Below are 17527 nucleotides of genomic sequence, written 5' to 3'. Positions count from 1 at the left end.
TACTATTCTTCATTTTCTGGATAAGGGACAGGTCTATTCTCTACTACTTTTCCATCTACCACAACTTTAATTTGCCCTGTTTCCCCTTCCATGATTGTCAATTCAAATGTTTCCTTATAATCTTCTGATATCGCAAAAATCGCCTCGGCTTCATCTATATTACGATTTTGGTCTTCGATATAGATTTCCACATTCTGCGGTTTCCCTTCCTCTGACGGTTCATAAGAAATGGATATTTCCTCGGTCACTGTTCGTGGAGGCCGCGGTTCTTTTCCTTTGGACAGTACAACATCTACAGAATCCCCTTTTACCAGTTCAGCGCCTTCTTCTGGCTTATGGGAGATGACCATTCCTTCCGGTACTTCTTCAGAGAATTCTCTGTTTATGTTAATATTTATTCCCCGGTACTCTTCATAATCTCTAAGACTCTTTTCAGTGTAACCTTTTAGGTCGGTTAAGGTGAACGTTTCAAGTCCAGCACTTACAGTAAAAGTTACGACTGTTTCATCTGGTATTACTTCAGAGCCTTCAGGAGGATCCTGTTCTAGAATAGTTCCAGGTGGGAGTTCACTGTACCTTGAGTCTTTTTCAATTTTAGTAAAACCCAGCTCATTTAACTCATTTGCGGCATCTTCATATGCTTCTTCCATATAATCCTTCATCTTCACCCGCTTCTTGCCCGTGCTGACATACAAATCAATTTCACTGCCTTCTTTTACGGTTGCGCCAGCAGGGGGATTGGATTTGATCACATGGTTGGCGGGAACTTCCTCATTGGCCTGCTCAAGGTAATCTCCGATCAGAAAACCTTCCAGAGCCAGGATTTCCACTGCTTCCTCCTGGGATTTTCCAGTGACATCCGGAAGGACGACATCTTTAGGTCCGAGCATATCAGGAAGGACTGTTACAGCAAGTATTCCCATCAGCACCAGGAAGAAGAACAAACCAATGATAATCGCCGGCCATTTCTTCTTTTTGCCCGGCTTACCCGCACTTGCCTTATCATTTGGGATCGTGCCTGCTGGATCGGCTCCATTTTTATCATGAACAATCGTGTGTTCAATATTGGAATAAGGGCGGTCATCTGTGATAACTGGAATGGCTTTGGTCGCATCCATATCTTCTTCAATGGCGAACTTTGGTTCATCCAGACGGCCAGGGTCAAGCGCTGTCCGGAGTTCCTCTTCTATTTCTTCCACTGTGTCGTAGCGTTGAAATGGATCTTTGGCAGTGGCTTTAAGCACGATATTTTCCACACTTTGCGGAATATCCTGATTCCACCTTCTAAGGGACGGGGTTTCAGACTGCAGATGTTTTAATGCAATGGATACAGCAGATTCTCCTGAAAATGGCAGCCGGCCGGACAACAGTTCGAACATGACGATGCCAAGAGAATAGATATCTGATTTCCTTGTTGCCATCCCCCCTCGTGCCTGCTCGGGAGAAAGGTAATGGACGGAACCAAGGACTGAATTTGTCTGTGTGATGGACGTAGCAGTTAAGGCCATGGCAATTCCAAAATCTGTGATTTTCACCGTTCCGTCATGATCGATCAATATATTCTGCGGTTTGATATCCCGGTGCACAATATGATTTTGATGAGCGTGAGAAATCGCAGAAGTCAGCTGCCGCATAATATCTATCGCTTTTTCTATGGATATTGGGGAGTGCTTCTGTATGTATTGTTTCAAAGTCATCCCGCTTACATATTCCATGACAATATAATAAATATCCTCTTCTTCACCTACATCATATATACTTACAATGTTGGGATGTGCCAGGCTTGTCGCTGATTGGGCTTCCCGCTGAAACCTTTTAATAAATTCTTCTTCATTGGCAAAATCAAGACGCAGCATTTTAATTGCTACTTCGCGGTCAAGGATCATATCCTTTGCAAGGTATACATTGGCCATACCTCCGCCGCCAATCATTTCGAGAATCTTGTATCTGCCGCTGATTCTTCTTCCATTCAGCATAAAACTCACCCGTTTTCGCTTTCAGGGGTATACTTTACGATTGCCAATGATATGTTATCTTCGCCGCCATTTTCATTTGCCAGCGAGATGAATTTTTGGCCTGCCTGATCAAGGTCTTCACTTGTTGATAAAATGTTTTTCATTTCTTCCTCTGAAACCTTATTTGACAAACCGTCTGAGCAAAGCAAGATGATATCTTCCTCTTCAAAGATGATGGTTTTTGTATCCATCTCCACGTTTTCCTCTGTGCCTAAAGCCCTCAGAAGCACATTCTTTCGCGGATGATGTTCTGCATCTTCTTTTGTGATTTGACCGCTTCGAACAAGTTCATTAACCAAAGAATGGTCCTCAGTCATTTGATTGAAGCCGCTATCGTTAAGGATATATCCCCTGCTGTCACCAATATTGACGATAGTGGCGAAATTTTCAGTGCATATAGCTGCGACAACCGTTGTCCCCATCCCTTCACACTCCATATTATCCTTGGAATGTTGATAGACAAACTTGTTGATTTTGTTAATTTTATCCTTCAGCCATTTTTCCGCCTGTTCGGCCGTCGTCATTTTTACTTCGTCTTTCCAAAGCTCTTCAAATTTATTGATCGTCATTGAACTGGCGACATCTCCAGCTCGATGACCGCCCATTCCGTCAGCAACCACCGCAAGGCAGTCCCCTTCATTATTTGTAAAAACACCGACACTGTCTTCATTATGCTGTCTGACTTTCCCCTTATCTGTATAGTGCACAGATTTCATTTTCAGCCACCTCTTTCTTCATTGCCCTATTACATAAAGCGGGTCAACTTCTTGAAGGAATTGACCCGCTTTGACATTTTTTCACCGGCATAATTTACATGTACGACTTACGAGCCTGTTTCTCCTGCTTGCATTTCCAGCTTTTCACCAACTGTAAGATATTTCATTGAACAGTGATCAGGAATCCTTTTGAAAGCAGGAGATGAAGAACCCATCGCCGCCAAAATCCTGAGGGAATACTTGAAGCATATTACCTTGGACAAATGGCTGCACAGTGTCAGGCAGGTGGGTCAATGCATACGGCTGGAAGTCCTTATGTTCATTTAAGAACTCTTTGACAGTCCCCTGATTCTCATTTCTATCCACCGTGCAAGTACTATAGACGAGAAGGCCGCCTTTTTTCAATAGAGGGGAGACAGCTGCCAAGATTTGAAGCTGAATGTTTTGGAGAGACTCCAAGTCACTTTCCTTCTTGGTGTATTTAATATCCGGCTTTCTCCTCAATACACCCAGACCAGAACAAGGCGCATCGACAAGAATCCGGTCAAAGCTTTCCTCTTGGAAAAGGTCACCGGCTGTCCGGCTGTCATGGGCTTTTGACTCTATATTGCCAAGTCCCAATCTCGAGGCGTTTTCATTGATCAACTTGATCTTATGCTTATGAAGGTCAAGCGCAAACACCTTGCCTTTACCTTTCATTAACTCAGCTATGTGAGTTGTTTTTCCACCCGGGGCTGCGCATGCATCCAGGACATTGAGATCCTCTTGAAGACCCAGGCTGTGTCCAACAAGCATGGAACTTTCATCCTGGATGGTCAGTAATCCTTCTTTAAAAGCAGCCGTCTTGGCGAGATTTCCTTTCAATGATACTATCGCGTCTGGAACAATTGCACTTTTTTGGACAGTCAGTCCTTCCTCATTAAGTGAGACCAGCAATTCTTCTTGACTGATTCTCGTTGTATTGACCCTTGCTGTTTGATGTGGTGCGGTTATATTTGTTTCACACATTTCTTTCGTCTTCTCAATGCCGAACTGTTCTGTCCATCTCCTGACAAGCCACTGAGGATGACTCGTTTCAATTGCCAGTCGTTCTATCGGGTCTTCTATTGATTCTGTAGAAGGAAGTCCTTTTCTCTGAACAGATCGCAGAATGCCATTAATCATGCTGGCGATTCCTTTATGTCCCCTTCTTTTACCAATTTCGACAGCTTCGAATAAAACAGCCCGGTCAGGAATTTTATCAAGATATACCATTTGATATAAAGAGAGACGAAGAAGCTGGCGGACCCAGCTTTCAACTTTTTTGTTGATGAATGGTGAGAGGTAGAAATCCAGCGTCATTCTTCGCTGTATGGTCCCATATGTCAACTCTGTCAACAAACCGGTATCCGGTCCTTTGATTCCATATTTCTCAATGGCATGATTCAATAAAAGGTTACTGTATGACTGATTCTTTTCCACGGATTCCAGAACATCCAAAGCTGCTTCCCGGACCGTTTTCTTCCCCTTACTCATGTTCTTCTCCCAGCTTCATGCCTTTTTCGATGAACGAGCCGGCCCCTCTCAAGTAATCCCTGGCACTCATCCGCTTCTTGCCTGAAGGTTGAAGGTCTGTAATTTTTATGGACGTGGAATTTCCTGTTGCAACAACGATGCCATCTTCTTCAACAGCCGTAATTTTCCCAGGATCGCCGGCTGCGCCTTCAACTTTTTCACTCCACCAAACCTTCAGAACGGAACCGTCCAGTAGAGTGTAAGCTACAGGCCAAGGGTGCATTCCGCGGATATGGTTATATATTTCTTCACCCTTCTTGGTCCAATCGATTTTTTCTTGTTCACGCTTGATGTTCCAAGCAAAAGTCACTTTGCTTTCGTCCTGCTTCTGAGGAGTGATCTCTCCGTTCAGTAAATCTGGCAGGGTTTCAATCAAAAGCTTTGCACCTGCTTCACTCAACTTATCATGCAACGTCCCGACGTGATCTCTCTCATCTATTTCAACCTCAACTGAGCTGATCATGTCACCTGCATCGAGCTTCTCAACCATATACATAATCGTGACACCTGTTGTTTTCTTCCCTTGAATGATGGAATAGTGGATCGGTGCTCCTCCCCGTAATTCCGGTAGAAGCGATGCATGGACATTAATGCATCCAAATTTAGGGGCTTCCAGTAATTCTTTTGGAAGAATCTGTCCAAAAGCGGCTGTCACAATCAAATCGGGTTCAAGAGACAGGACTTTTTCAAGTTCCTCTTTCACCCTGATTTTTTCAGGCTGGTAAACAGGAATTCCGTGCTTTTCTGCCTCAACTTTTACAGGGGGCGGTGTCATGACTCTTTTTCTTCCGACCGGGCGATCCGGCTGTGTCACCACACCGATCACATCATAGTCATTATTAATTAGATTTTGCAGTACCGGTACTGAAAATTGGGGGGTTCCCATAAATACTATCTTGGTCATTCGCTTTCATACCTTTCGAGTTCATCTTCTGCTATATATCTGATCACCTTGGAGGTAAACAACACTCCGTGCAAATGATCGATTTCATGCAATATCGCTCTGGCCAAAAATCCTTCCGCTTCTACAAGCAGACTGCGGCCTTTTCGATCCTGAAATGTGACTTTTACATAATCAGGCCTTGAGACTTCTCCATAGAGATCAGGGAAAGAAAGGCAGCCTTCCAAATCAGTCTGCTCCCCTTTTACCTCAACCACTTCGGGATTGATCATTTCGATCGTACCCGTATCATCGCCTATATCCACAATGGCAACGGCAATATCTTTTCCAACCTGCGGTGCTGCAAGGCCTACTCCGTCTGCGGCAACCATCGTATCATACATATCGTCCAGGAACTTCCTCAATTTTTTATCAAATTCAGTTACTTTGCGGCACTCTATCTCGAGAATTTCATTTGGATAGGTGACAATTGGTAATATGGCCAAAAACGTATCCCTCTTTCTTACATCATCATATAAGGATTGACATCAATTGAAATTGTTAACCCTTCAGATGCCTTTTGTTGTTGGGAATGCTCGAGAATTGTCTTCAAAATGGAAGGCAGCTCCGGTTCCCGCTTGTATTTTATCAAACATTGGTATCGATATCTATTGTTGATCCTCGGTATAGGGGATGCCGCCGGTCCCAATACGATTGACTGCCTGGACAGTTTTGATTGAAGGAACTTGGTAATTTTCTCTGCGGCCCCTACCACTTTCAAAAGATCTTCGTGGCTGATGGTTATTAATGATAAATAATAAAATGGCGGATAGCTTCCCATTTTCCTCATCATCATTTCTTTTTGGTAAAATGCATCATAATTCTGTGTGCCTGCGAGCTCAATACTATAGTGTTCCGGTGTATATGTCTGTATCACCACTTCACCAGGAAGTTTATGCCTCCCTGCCCTTCCGCTGACCTGGGTCAGCAGTTGAAAAGTCTTTTCCGCAGAACGAAAGTCAGGTAAATGAAGCATCGTATCGGCACTGAGCACCCCGACAAGCGTTATATTCGGAAAATCAAGTCCCTTTGCAATCATCTGGGTGCCCAAAAGTATATCGGCGTGCCCTTCCCCGAAGCTTTCGAGCAGTCTCTCATGGGCTCCCTTCCTGCTGGTTGTATCAACATCCATCCGGATAACCCTTGCTTCCGGAAGCAGCTTCGTCAGCTCCTCTTCTACCTTCTGGGTACCTGTCCCAAAATAGCGGATATGCTCACTCTCACATTCAGGACATGTTTGCGGCACCGCTGTTTCATATCCACAGTAGTGACACTTCATGCTGTTGGAGAAACGATGAAAGGTCAGGGATATGTCACATTGAGGGCATTGGGCCACATAACCGCAATCCCTGCACATAATGAATGATGAATGCCCACGTCGATTAAGAAACAGTACGGTCTGCTGTCCTTTTTCCAGCCTGTCCTGAAGCTTCTCAAACAGCTCTTCCGAGAACATCGAACGGTTTCCGCCTCTCAACTCCTCCCGCATATCCACTATAGAGACGGATGGGAGTTGGTTGTCGTTCATTCTTTTGGATAATGTAAGCAATGTGTATACACCTTTTTGGGCCCGAGCGAACGTTTCCATTGACGGTGTAGCGCTGCCCAGAATGACAGGACATCCATACTGCTTAGCCCTGTAAATAGCGGCATCGCGTGCATGATACCTCGGATTTTCTTCTTGCTTATAACTCGTTTCGTGCTCTTCATCAATGATGATAATACCCAGATTTTCGAATGGGGCGAAAATGGCCGACCTTGCCCCGACGACAACCTTTACTTCTTTACGCTGTATCTTTCTCCATTCGTCATACTTCTCACCTGCTGACAGACCACTGTGAAGTACTGCTACATCGTTACCGAATCTTCCCTTGAATCGGTCGACCATCTGAGGGGTAAGTGAGATTTCCGGGACAAGCACGATTGCCTCTTTTCCTTTTTCATACACCTCTTGAATGGATTGAAGATAAACCTCGGTCTTTCCGCTTCCGGTCACACCATATAATAAGAAAGTTTCATGCATGCTTTGTGCAATAGAATGGAGGATCGGTTTGATGGCCTGTTCCTGCTCTTCAGTAAGAGGTAAAGGCCTTGTCTTCTTAAAAGTCTTATGGGCAAAAGGGTTTCGGTATATTTCCTGCTGTTTTTTATACAGAAGCCCTTTGTCCACGAGGGATTTAATAATCGTTGAAGACGCCCCTGCAGCTTCAGAAGCCTCTTTTGCCGTTACCCCCTCCCCATCTTCTAAGGAGAGAAAATATTCGAGCACCGCTTTCTGTTTACCTGCATTAGGCGGGAGAGCTTCCATTTCAGCAGCCATTTTGTCTTTTGAAATGGCTGGATATATTTTTTGGATTGTTTTTTTCTTGCCTTTCGATTTAACGCTGTAAAACACATCCAGATATCCTGCTTTGATTTCTTTTTGCAATAATGGAAGAATACCTGCCTCCTCGGCATCTTTCCAGGAAACCTCTTCTTCATTGGTGAAAAGCCCTGCAGCTTCTACAGACAGCAGTTCTCGTTTTGCCGGATCCATAATGATTTTCTTTTCATATTTGGCTTTCATCGCTGCAGGGAGCATGACCTGCAGTGCCGAAATCTTAAAGCAGAGTGTTTGTTCAGTCAGCCAGTCTGCCATTCTTAACAAATCTTCATTCAACACCGGCGTAAGGTCCATGGGCTGCACGAGGTCTTTCAGCCGTTCAGCTTCAGAAGTTTCTTTAATTCCGGTGACAAAGCCCTGTACTTTTCGGGGGCCAAACGGGACTATAACCCTCATCCCCGGGAGAATCTGTCCCTGCCACGCTTGAGGTATGGAGTAGTCAAAAATCCGGTCTGTCTGCATTGCGGGTACATCGACAATTACACTGGCAATCTTCATTCCTATCAACCTTCACCCATCATTTGGTGGATTTCCCGGAGTATCTCTTTAGCGGTTTCCGATTTACTTAATAAAGGGAGATCCCGTTTAGTGCCATCCCTTCTGAACACCGTCACAATGTTCGTATCACCCGCAAAGCCTGCTCCTTCAACCGTAATGTTGTTGGCAACGATCATATCGGCATTTTTCTTTTGGAGCTTCCCAGCAGCATACTTCTCTACATCATTGGTTTCTGCGGCAAATCCTACTAATAATTGCCCCTTTTTCTTTTCACCCAATGTTTTGAGGATGTCCTTAGTTCTTTCAAATTCAATCACAAGGTTTGAATCCTGCTTTTTCATTTTTATATCTGAAGTTACTTTTGGCTTATAGTCGGCGACCGCAGCACTTTTAATGACGATATCTGCAGAATCAAAGAGAGCTGTTACTTCATTGTACATCTCTTCTGCGCTTTCTACCGTGATCAGCTTAACGTTCTGTGGGGCCTGAAGCGAAACAGGGCCTGACACCAACATTACTTCCGCTCCCAGATTCGCAGCTTCCTCCGCCAAAGCGAAGCCCATCTTACCCGAAGACCGGTTGCTGAAAAAACGGACAGGATCGATCTTTTCGCGGGTTGGACCAGCCGTTATCACAATTTTCTTTCCTGACAGGGAAAATGAAGGTCCCTTGAAAAAGTCACCGATGTGCTCGACGATCTTTTCAGGCTCTTCCAGTCTTCCTTTTCCAATGTATCCACAAGCAAGATAACCTTCACTCGGTTCGATATAACGATAACCAAAAGAGTATAGTTCTGTAATATTCTTTTGAACGGCTGGGTGACCATACATATGGACATTCATCGCAGGAGCTATCCACACTGGTGCAGTCGTAGCCAGCAATGTGGTCGTCACCATGTCATCGGCTATCCCGTTGGCAAGTTTGCCTATGACATTTGCGGTGGCTGGAGCTACAAGTACAAGGTCCGCCCAGTCAGCAAGGTCAATATGGGCAATCACTTCAGGATTTTTTTCATCAAACGTGTCTGTAAATACGTCGTTTCGGGATAAAGCCTGAAATGTCAATGGTGTGACAAACTGTCTCGCTGAGGCACTCATTATCACTTTTACTTGTGCGCCGGCCTGGACCAATTTGCTGGTGAGCGCTGCAGCCTTATAGACGGCAATTCCCCCAGTGACACAAAGCAAAATATTTTTCCCCTTTACCATACAATCCCCTCATTTCGACAATTCTTTTATATAAGAATAGCATAATTAATAGTGTGCCTTATGTATGTTTGATTGAATAAATGCTTTTCACAATGCTCTTTTGTAGACTTCGTCGTTTTTTAAGGTACAAAGCTGATTTCCGCTCCAATCAATAGATAATTTCAAATTAAAATCCTATATTATAACAAGCTGTTTTCGTATAGATTGTTGCTATCGGAAAAATCCAAAGGGCAAGGTTTTAGAAAAGAGCCTAATAAAAACATAAACTTTACGAAGCAGCCAACATAAACAATTATAGTTTTAATAAGTGTTAAATTGAAATTCGCTCCAGGGCGGGTGCTGTTCGGCAATCCATGGATGGACCGCCGGCCGCATAACCTCATAGTAAACAGTATTTTATAAGGGCTGCCATCCAGCTTGCAGGGCATACCCCCATTATCACTATTCTATTATGAAGGATTTTTCCATAAAAAGAAAATAAGGGGCCGACCCCAAAGATAAAATATACCTAAAGGTGTCAGTCCCTTATTTAATAACGCTGTTTTCGTATATAATGTTGCTCTCGGAAAAATCCAAAGAGCCGGATTTTTCCCTTGGAGACAAGGGCTTTTTTCTCTGAAAAAGGTGAATTAGCTCTTTTCTTACTTGTTAATCAGGCTATTCCTGGTTAATTAAGTAGATTTTTTTAAAATTTGTATTAAATAGCAACAATGTTTACGAAAAGAGCCTTTAATAAACAGCTTTGAATCGCACAGTCAGCATTTATTCGTCTGAATAAACGGCTCCTGCTTCCCTTTCCTTCATGGAAAGCCTGCCTGCTTCAATCTCTTCCAATGCCTTTCCTACAAACTTTTCAGAGACATACTTATCAAGCTTGAAGTTTCCATCTTCCTGCAAGCCACGGGCACGCTTTGCCGCAATGCTTACCAATGAGTATTTAGAATCGATTTTTTTCATTAAAGAGTCTATAGACGGGTTTAACATTCAATCTACCTCCAACATTTTTTGGTAACGCTGTTTCACACGCTCAATCCGGCAATGTTCAGCCTGTACAATGGACTTGATTTTTTCAGTCGCATTTTCTACTTTATCATTTTCCACAACATAATCATATAAGTCCATCATTTCTATTTCTTTTCGTGCTGTCGTCATCCTGTTTAAGATGAGCTCCTCGGTTTCAGTTCCCCTTGTCGTAATTCTGTTTTGGAGTTCAGACAAACTCGGGGGAGCAAGGAAGATAAACAATCCTTCTGGGAACTTCTCCCTGATTTGTTTGGCTCCTTCAACCTCTATTTCAAGGAAAACATCTTTTCCATTATTGATCGTTTCCCGGACATAATCTTCAGGAGTACCGTAATAGTTCCCTACAAATTCAGCATATTCCAAGAGTTTTCCTTGTTCAATCAAGCTTTCGAATTCTTCCCGAGTCTTGAAAAAATAATCTACTCCATCCACTTCGCCTTCTCTTGGAAGACGGGTCGTCATGGAAATGGAATACTCAAATTGAGTATCCTCCTGAGAGAATATTTCCTTACGAACTGTGCCTTTCCCTACTCCAGACGGTCCGGAAAGCACAATAAGCAACCCTTTTTCTTTCATTATTTACCCTGCCCTTCTTCAGCAATATCATCTTTATCCGTCAAGCGTGCGGCAACCGTTTCCGGCTGTACAGCAGAGAGAATCACATGGTCGCTGTCAGTAATGATTACCGCCCTCGTTCTTCGCCCGTACGTTGCGTCCACAAGGGTCCCACGGTCCCTTGCATCTTGTATCAGCCTTTTAATCGGGGCCGATTCCGGACTGACAATCGAGATGATTCGATTTGCTGATACAATATTACCAAATCCTATATTAATGAGCTTTATAGACATAATGCTCCTCCAATCAATAGTCTATTTTGACCTTATCATTCCAAAAATAATCAATTCATTCCACATTCTGCACTTGTTCTCTCATTTTCTCCAGGCAGGTTTTCATTTCTACAACCAAAGATGCAATTGCAGCATCATTTGCTTTAGAGCCGATTGTGTTTACCTCCCTGTTCATTTCCTGGATAATGAAATCCAGCTTGCGGCCAACGGGTTCTTCTTGACTGATAGAAGCTGTGAATTGAGTAAGGTGACTTTCCAGCCTGGTGATTTCCTCTGAGATATCACTTTTATCTGCGAAAATGGCTACCTCCGTCAAGATACGGGATTCATCTGCATTGTCCCCCGCAAAATCCTTAATCTTCTTTTCCAACCGTTCCCTATATTGTTTAAGGACATCAGGAACATGTTCATTTATAGAGGCTAAAGTTTTTCTGAATAAGCTGATATGAGAAAGAAGATCTTCTTTGAGCTTTTCGCCCTCGGCGTTTCTCATTTCTTTCAGGTCAACGAGCGCCTTGGTAAAAGCCTGTAAAACAAGGTGCTCAAGCTGGTCATTGTCTTCCTCGGTTTCTTCAACAGAAATGATTTCCGCATCCTTCAGCAAGTCCTGGATCGTGACTTCATTTTCGAGAGAGAACTTTTCCTTTAAAGTATGTAATGTCCGGTAATAGTCCTCGGCAAGCCGCCAATCGACCTGGATATTTCGGTGGACAAGCCCTTCCCCTGATATCGTTAAGAAGGCATCGACTTTCCCGCGCTTTATGTATTCTGACATTCTTTTCTTTAATTTATCTTCAATTTTAACCAGTTGCTTTGGTGTTCGAATAGTTAATTCGCAAAAACGGTGATTCACCGACTTTACTTCGACCGTAACCACATGTTGTTCCGACTCCACTTTTGCCCTTCCAAAGCCGGTCATGCTCACAACCATTGACAGTCACATCCTATCTTACAGCTATTTAAGCCTAAAACATATTTATTGAGCCACAGCATCCAAGTAAAATACAAGGAAGAATGGGTCTTGCATCGGTGCTGTAGGAAACTCGTTATTTCAGTATATTATTGAATCAATAAAAAAGGTAATAGAGTAAGCACTCTACTACCTAAAGGATTATACCATACCTTAGCGTTTTTTTCCTGCAAAAAATGATCCTGCCAGTAAAAACGTCGGTAATGCGCTCATGCCAGCAATCAAAATCCAGTCTTTAAGCTCGATTGAAACCGTATGGAAGATCGGCTGCAAGCCAGGCAAGTAAATGACCAGAATCATAAGGAGCAGTGAGGACAAAACAGCCCACACCAGATACATATTACCAAACGGATTACGTGCAAAAACAGATTTTTCGCTTCGGCAGTCAAACACGTGGATCAACTGTGCCATCACCAGGGTGGCAAAAGCGACTGTCTGGGCGTACGCCAAATGGTCCGGGTGCTGCTTGTAAGCCAGAATAAAGGCAGCAAGTGTTGAAATCCCAATTAAGAAGCCGCGGGATACAACCTTCCATCCGAGTCCTCTAGCAAATACCCCTTCTTTAGGGTTCCGCGGGTTCCGCTTCATGACATCTTCTTCGGGTTTATCAAGTCCAAGGGCCATTGCCGGCAGTCCATCCGTCACCAGGTTTACCCAAAGGATTTGAATCGGTACCAAAGGAAGGGGCAGTGCAAGAATCATGGCAAAAAGCATGACCAGGATTTCACCTACATTTGAAGCCAGAAGATAGCGGATAAATTTACGTATATTTTCATATATATTTCTTCCCTCATTGATAGCGGACTTAATTGTCGCAAAGTTATCATCCAGCAGAATCAGAGATGAAGCTTCTTTGGCCACATCCGTACCCGTGATGCCCATCGCCACGCCTATATCCGCGGCTTTGATAGCAGGGGCATCATTGACCCCATCCCCTGTCATTGCCACTACATGCCCCCTGTTCTGAAGGGCTTTGACTATCTTCAGCTTGTGCTCAGGTGACACACGTGCGAAAACGGAAACTTTCTCGACTACTTCCTCCAGGTCAGCCACTTCCATTGTATTTAAGTCTGCTCCTTCAAGGACTTTGTCCTGCCCCCTTAAGATTCCAAGATCCTTTGCAATGGCTTTAGCTGTAACCACGTGGTCCCCGGTTATCATCACGGTCTTAATGCCCGCCTGCCTGCATTCTTTTACAGCTTGTTTGACTTCAGGCCGCGGGGGATCGATCATGCCTTGAAGGCCGATAAAAGTCAATCCACTTTCCGCCTCTTCTTCATTTTTCGGAAGCGAAGGAGATGTCCAAGGCGCATAGGCGATAGCGATCGTCCTCAGAGCATTGGAAGCAAGATCATGAATTGCCCCCTGAACTTTTTCGGTAAACTCTTTGGTACGGTACTGCAGCTTTTCATTCCAAAGAATGGACTCACTGATATTAACAAGTACATCCGGGGCACCTTTAGTGACTATGAACCTTTTTCCTTGTTGATCTTTTACTACGATACTCATCATTTTTCTCGTAGAATCAAATGGAAACTCCTTTTCAATCGTGAACTTCCCAAGCAGTGCCTCTCTTTGTAAGCCCGCTTTTAATGCGGCAACCAGCAGGGCGCCTTCCGTCGGGTCTCCATCAAGAATGTATTCATCATTCTTAACATTGATTTTTGCATTGTTGCAAAGCATTCCGAATGTGAGCAGTTGGTTTAAAGATTTCTCAGAAGAAGGGCTCACTCTTTCTTCACGGTGATAAAAGCTGCCCTCTGGATCATAGCCCGTACCGCTTACCGTCCAGGTACTCCCGCCGCTCCACAAATGCGTGACGGTCATTTTATTCTGTGTCAGTGTACCTGTCTTATCTGAACAAATGACGGAAGCACACCCCAATGTCTCGACTGCCGGCAGTTTTCTTACAATTGCCTTTCTCCTGATCATTCTCTGAACACCCAGGGAAAGCGCCACTGTCACAATGGCTGGCAGCCCCTCTGGTATGGCGGCCACCGCCAAGGAAACCCCTGCAAGAAACATTGTATACATATCATGGCCTTGAATGACACCGATGCCCACCACAAGCGCAGTAAGGAACAAAGCGACCGTGATTAATATCTTTCCAAGCTGTTCCAATCTCCGTTGAAGAGGCGTGGTCATCGTCTCTGCGGTTTGGATCATATCGGCGATTTTCCCCATTGCTGTTTGCATTCCTGTTGCCGTAACAACACCCATACCGTTCCCTCGCGTTACCATCGTCCCCATAAATGCCATGTTTTCTAAATCACCGAGATTGATATTATCGCCTTGAATCTCTCCGGTTCGTTTGGCAACGGGAACAGACTCGCCAGTTAAAGCAGATTCTTCTATCTCCAGGTTATTAACATTGATTAACCTCACATCCGCTCCTATCCGGTCCCCGCTAAAAAATTTAATAATATCGCCGGGCACCACATCTTTAGACGGAAGCTTCGTCCAGTTTCCATCCCTCAGGACATTCACTTGAGGGGCGGAAAGTTCTTTTAATGCATTGAGTGATTTCTCAGCCTTTCTCTCCTGAAAGAAACCCAGAAACCCATTGATCAAAACAATGGCGATAATGGCAATGGCATCAATGTATTCCCCAAGCAGACCCGATATCAGGGTGGCTGCCAGTAAGACAATTACCATAAAATCTTTAAACTGACTAAAAAACAACAGCAAAGCAGACTGCTTCTCTGCTTCCTGCAATTCATTATTACCAAACTGTTTTCGTCTCTTCTTAACTTCCTCTTCTGCAAGACCATTGGCAAAGTCAGTATTGACCGTCTTTTCTAGATCTTCCTGCCGCATCTCATGGTATCTCATTCAACCAACTCACTCTCCCATTTTTTCTCCGAAAGTTCACCTCTCACAGCATTATTATTCAGACTCGTCCCAAAAAATGATATGATTATATAAAAAGTGGAAGCGGCCGTTCAGCGACGTACAGATTGGAGGGCTCTCGCATGAGATAAAGGAATCACGAAGAGCGTAGCGATTCGATGATGACTTATCGCAAGGAGAGAGACCGAAATCTGCTAGTCGCTGGCCGCTGGAACTGGATTGGTAAAAAGCGGAAGCGGCCGTTCAGCGACGTACAGATTTTAGGGCTCTGGCATGAGATAAAGGAAACACAACGAACGAAGTGAGTTGATGTTCATTTCCGTAGGATTAAGAATTAAACTCTGCATGTAAAGTTCTTGTTAAACGAAAAAGCCCAGAAGCCGGCTTTTTCTAGGAACTACTTTTAATTAGTCGGGGAAATGAACTTGTTGACTTATCGCAAGGAGAGAGACCGAAATCTGCTAGTCGCTGGCCGCTGGAACCGGATTGATAAAAAGTGGAGAGGCCCCGGTCAGCGGCGTACGAACTGGAAGGATTCCGCATGAGATAAAGGAATTACGTAGAGCATAGTCAGTAAAACGGCGAAGGACCCTTATCGAGCAAAAAGCACTCAACATAACAAAAAATCTTTTAATAGATAACTTTCACAGAAGAGGATGTAAGAAAATGTCATTCGATGGATTATTTACAAAGGCCATGAGCGAAGAGCTCGGCGATATGTTAAAGGGCGGACGGATCAATAAGATTCACCAGCCTTATAAAAATGAAGTTATTTTAATAGTGAGGTCACAGGGCAAGAACCATAAACTCCTGTTGTCTGCCCACCCAAGTTATGCACGAGCACAACTTACCTCACAAAGCTATGAAAACCCTTCTGTTCCCCCAATGTTCTGCATGCTTCTGAGAAAGCATCTTGAGGGATATATCATTGAAGATGTGTATCAAAAGGAAGTAGACAGAATCATCATCTTTGAAATAAAGGGACGTAATGAAATTGGCGATGTGTCCTATAAACAACTAATCATTGAAATCATGGGGAGGCACAGCAACATAGTCATTGTGGATAAAAGCAGGAATATGATTCTTGACTCCATCAAGCACATCCCGCCTTCCATAAACAGCTACAGGACTGTCCTCCCCGGCCATGAATATAAGTTTCCACCTCCTCAGGAGAAGAAAAATCCATTGGAAGCAGACCGGGATGATATTCTGAGAAACATTGATTTTAACAGTGGCAAATTGGATAAACAGATAGTCGGTGCGTTTTCCGGTATTTCTCCGCTTTTTGCCAAGGAGGCTGTTCACAGAGCCGGGCTCGCCAATCGAAACAGCCTGCCCCATGCACTGCTGGATTTGTTGGAACCTGTTAAAAAAAGAGAGTATCAACCTATACTGATTCAGTCAGACAAAGAAACATTTTACTTTTTGGACTTGCATCATATAAAAGGGGAACGCCATCATTATTCCCAGCTAAGTGATCTGCTTGACCGTTATTTCCATCAAAAGGCTGAAAGAGATCGTGTAAAACAGCAGGGCAATGATCTTGAGCGATTGATCCGTAATGAACGGGATAAGAACCAAAGTAAAATTGGAAAACTGGAGAAAACCTTGGCAGACGCTGAAAATGCAGATATCTATCAATTGTATGGTGAATTGCTTACAGCAAATTTATATGCCGTTGAAAGAGGAATGAATGAAATCGAGGTCGTCAATTATTATGACGAAACAGGCGGTACGATCAAGATTGACCTTGATACAAGGAAGACTCCTTCCGAAAATGCCCAGCATTACTTCTCAAAGTACACGAAGGCAAAGACGGCTATCAAAATTGTCCAGGAGCAGATTGAAAAAGCCAAGGAAGAGATTCAATATTTAGAGCAATTACTGCAGCAGCTTGAATCAGCGTCACCAAAAGATATTGTGGAGATCCGTGAAGAGCTGGCTGAAGAAGGATATATAAAAGCCAAGAATGATAAAAAGAAGAAAAAGAACAACGAAAAGCCTCAGCTGGAAACCTATTTATCCAGCGATGGGACGACCATTCTTGTCGGCAAAAACAATAAACAAAATGATTACCTGACCAATAAACTCGCCGGCAAAGAGGAAATCTGGCTGCACACGAAGGACATTCCCGGCTCACATGTCGTAATCAGGAGCAAGAATCCTTCGGAAGAAACGATTAAAGAAGCCGCAGTATTAGCTTCGTATTTCAGTAAGGCACGTGAGTCCAGTTCCGTTCCGGTCGACTTTACCCTTGTAAAAAATGTCAAGAAGCCGAAAGGCGCCAAACCCGGTTTTGTCACTTATGATGGACAGCAGACGGTTTATACGACCCCAAGTCTAGATACCGTTCGGGCTATGAGAAAGGCATAAAATTTGAGAAGCCTCTTTTTAAGTGAGTAGTTCAGTTTTGGAGTGCAAAACTAGTAAAAGCAGTCCAAAACGGACTGCTTTTTTTCTGTGAAATCGATATAAAAATCACATAATAAATCTAGTTCACCTAAAGAAGAGAAAGGGACTTA

The 17527-nt window shown here is 43.8% G+C and carries 13 protein-coding genes; 1 reads left to right on the top strand and 12 read right to left on the bottom strand.

Going from position 1 to position 17527, the window contains the following annotated elements:
- Nucleotides 1-2: 2 nt before the first annotated feature.
- The 12 genes from pknB to V1502_RS07000 all read right to left on the bottom strand — a co-directional run bounded on the left by pknB (nucleotide 3) and on the right by V1502_RS07000 (nucleotide 14987).
- Entirely contained in the window at nucleotides 3-1976 is a 1974-nt protein-coding gene (pknB, locus tag V1502_RS07055) for a Stk1 family PASTA domain-containing Ser/Thr kinase (protein WP_409253657.1), read from the bottom strand.
- A gap of 5 nt (nucleotides 1977-1981) precedes the next feature.
- Entirely contained in the window at nucleotides 1982-2731 is a 750-nt protein-coding gene (locus V1502_RS07050) for a Stp1/IreP family PP2C-type Ser/Thr phosphatase (RefSeq protein WP_409253656.1), read from the bottom strand.
- Between the two features lie 177 nt (nucleotides 2732-2908).
- A complete protein-coding gene (gene rsmB, locus V1502_RS07045) occupies nucleotides 2909-4246 on the bottom strand; it encodes a 16S rRNA (cytosine(967)-C(5))-methyltransferase RsmB (protein WP_409253655.1) in 1338 nt (445 codons plus the stop codon).
- Nucleotides 4239-5189: a methionyl-tRNA formyltransferase gene (gene fmt / locus V1502_RS07040; RefSeq protein WP_409253654.1), complete on the bottom strand. Its 951-nt coding sequence runs from the start codon at nucleotides 5187-5189 to the stop codon at nucleotides 4239-4241. Before fmt ends, rsmB begins: the two co-directional genes overlap by 8 nt.
- The gene (gene def, locus V1502_RS07035) at nucleotides 5186-5671 is read right to left on the bottom strand and encodes a peptide deformylase (protein WP_409253653.1); all 486 of its coding nucleotides are present in this window, start codon (nucleotides 5669-5671) and stop codon (nucleotides 5186-5188) included. Before def ends, fmt begins: the two co-directional genes overlap by 4 nt.
- Before the next feature lie 17 nt (nucleotides 5672-5688).
- Entirely contained in the window at nucleotides 5689-8106 is a 2418-nt protein-coding gene (gene priA / locus V1502_RS07030) for a primosomal protein N' (RefSeq protein ID WP_409253652.1), read from the bottom strand.
- Nucleotides 8107-8111: 5 nt separating this feature from the next.
- Nucleotides 8112-9314 (bottom strand): bifunctional phosphopantothenoylcysteine decarboxylase/phosphopantothenate--cysteine ligase CoaBC, encoded by a 1203-nt coding sequence (gene coaBC / locus V1502_RS07025; RefSeq protein WP_409253651.1) that lies wholly within the window; start codon nucleotides 9312-9314, stop codon nucleotides 8112-8114.
- Between the two features lie 762 nt (nucleotides 9315-10076).
- Nucleotides 10077-10298 carry a DNA-directed RNA polymerase subunit omega gene (gene rpoZ, locus V1502_RS07020; protein WP_409253650.1) on the bottom strand — a complete coding sequence of 74 codons (222 nt, stop codon included), beginning with the start codon at nucleotides 10296-10298 and terminating at the stop codon, nucleotides 10077-10079.
- Nucleotides 10299-10913 carry a guanylate kinase gene (gmk, locus tag V1502_RS07015; protein WP_409253649.1) on the bottom strand — a complete coding sequence of 205 codons (615 nt, stop codon included), beginning with the start codon at nucleotides 10911-10913 and terminating at the stop codon, nucleotides 10299-10301.
- Complete coding sequence (gene remA / locus V1502_RS07010; protein WP_006837338.1) at nucleotides 10913-11185, bottom strand: extracellular matrix/biofilm regulator RemA; 273 nt, start codon at nucleotides 11183-11185, stop codon at nucleotides 10913-10915. Before remA ends, gmk begins: the two co-directional genes overlap by 1 nt.
- Nucleotides 11186-11240: 55 nt before the next feature.
- Nucleotides 11241-12116 (bottom strand): YicC/YloC family endoribonuclease, encoded by an 876-nt coding sequence (locus tag V1502_RS07005; protein WP_409253648.1) that lies wholly within the window; start codon nucleotides 12114-12116, stop codon nucleotides 11241-11243.
- A gap of 192 nt (nucleotides 12117-12308) precedes the next feature.
- The gene (locus V1502_RS07000) at nucleotides 12309-14987 is read right to left on the bottom strand and encodes a calcium-translocating P-type ATPase, SERCA-type (protein ID WP_409253647.1); all 2679 of its coding nucleotides are present in this window, start codon (nucleotides 14985-14987) and stop codon (nucleotides 12309-12311) included.
- A 684-nt stretch (nucleotides 14988-15671) separates the two neighbouring features.
- Between V1502_RS07000 and V1502_RS06995 the strand changes: the two genes are divergently transcribed.
- On the top strand, nucleotides 15672-17378 hold the full coding sequence (locus tag V1502_RS06995; RefSeq protein WP_409253646.1) for an NFACT family protein: 1707 nt from the start codon (nucleotides 15672-15674) through the stop codon (nucleotides 17376-17378).
- Nucleotides 17379-17527 lie beyond the last annotated feature (149 nt).

The sequence above is a fragment of the Rossellomorea sedimentorum genome, assembly GCF_046237645.1.
Lineage (GTDB): Bacteria > Bacillota > Bacilli > Bacillales > Bacillaceae_B > Rossellomorea > Rossellomorea sedimentorum.
The sequence above is the reverse complement of the archived record's forward strand: the minus strand, read 5'-3'. Positions and strand labels throughout refer to the sequence as shown.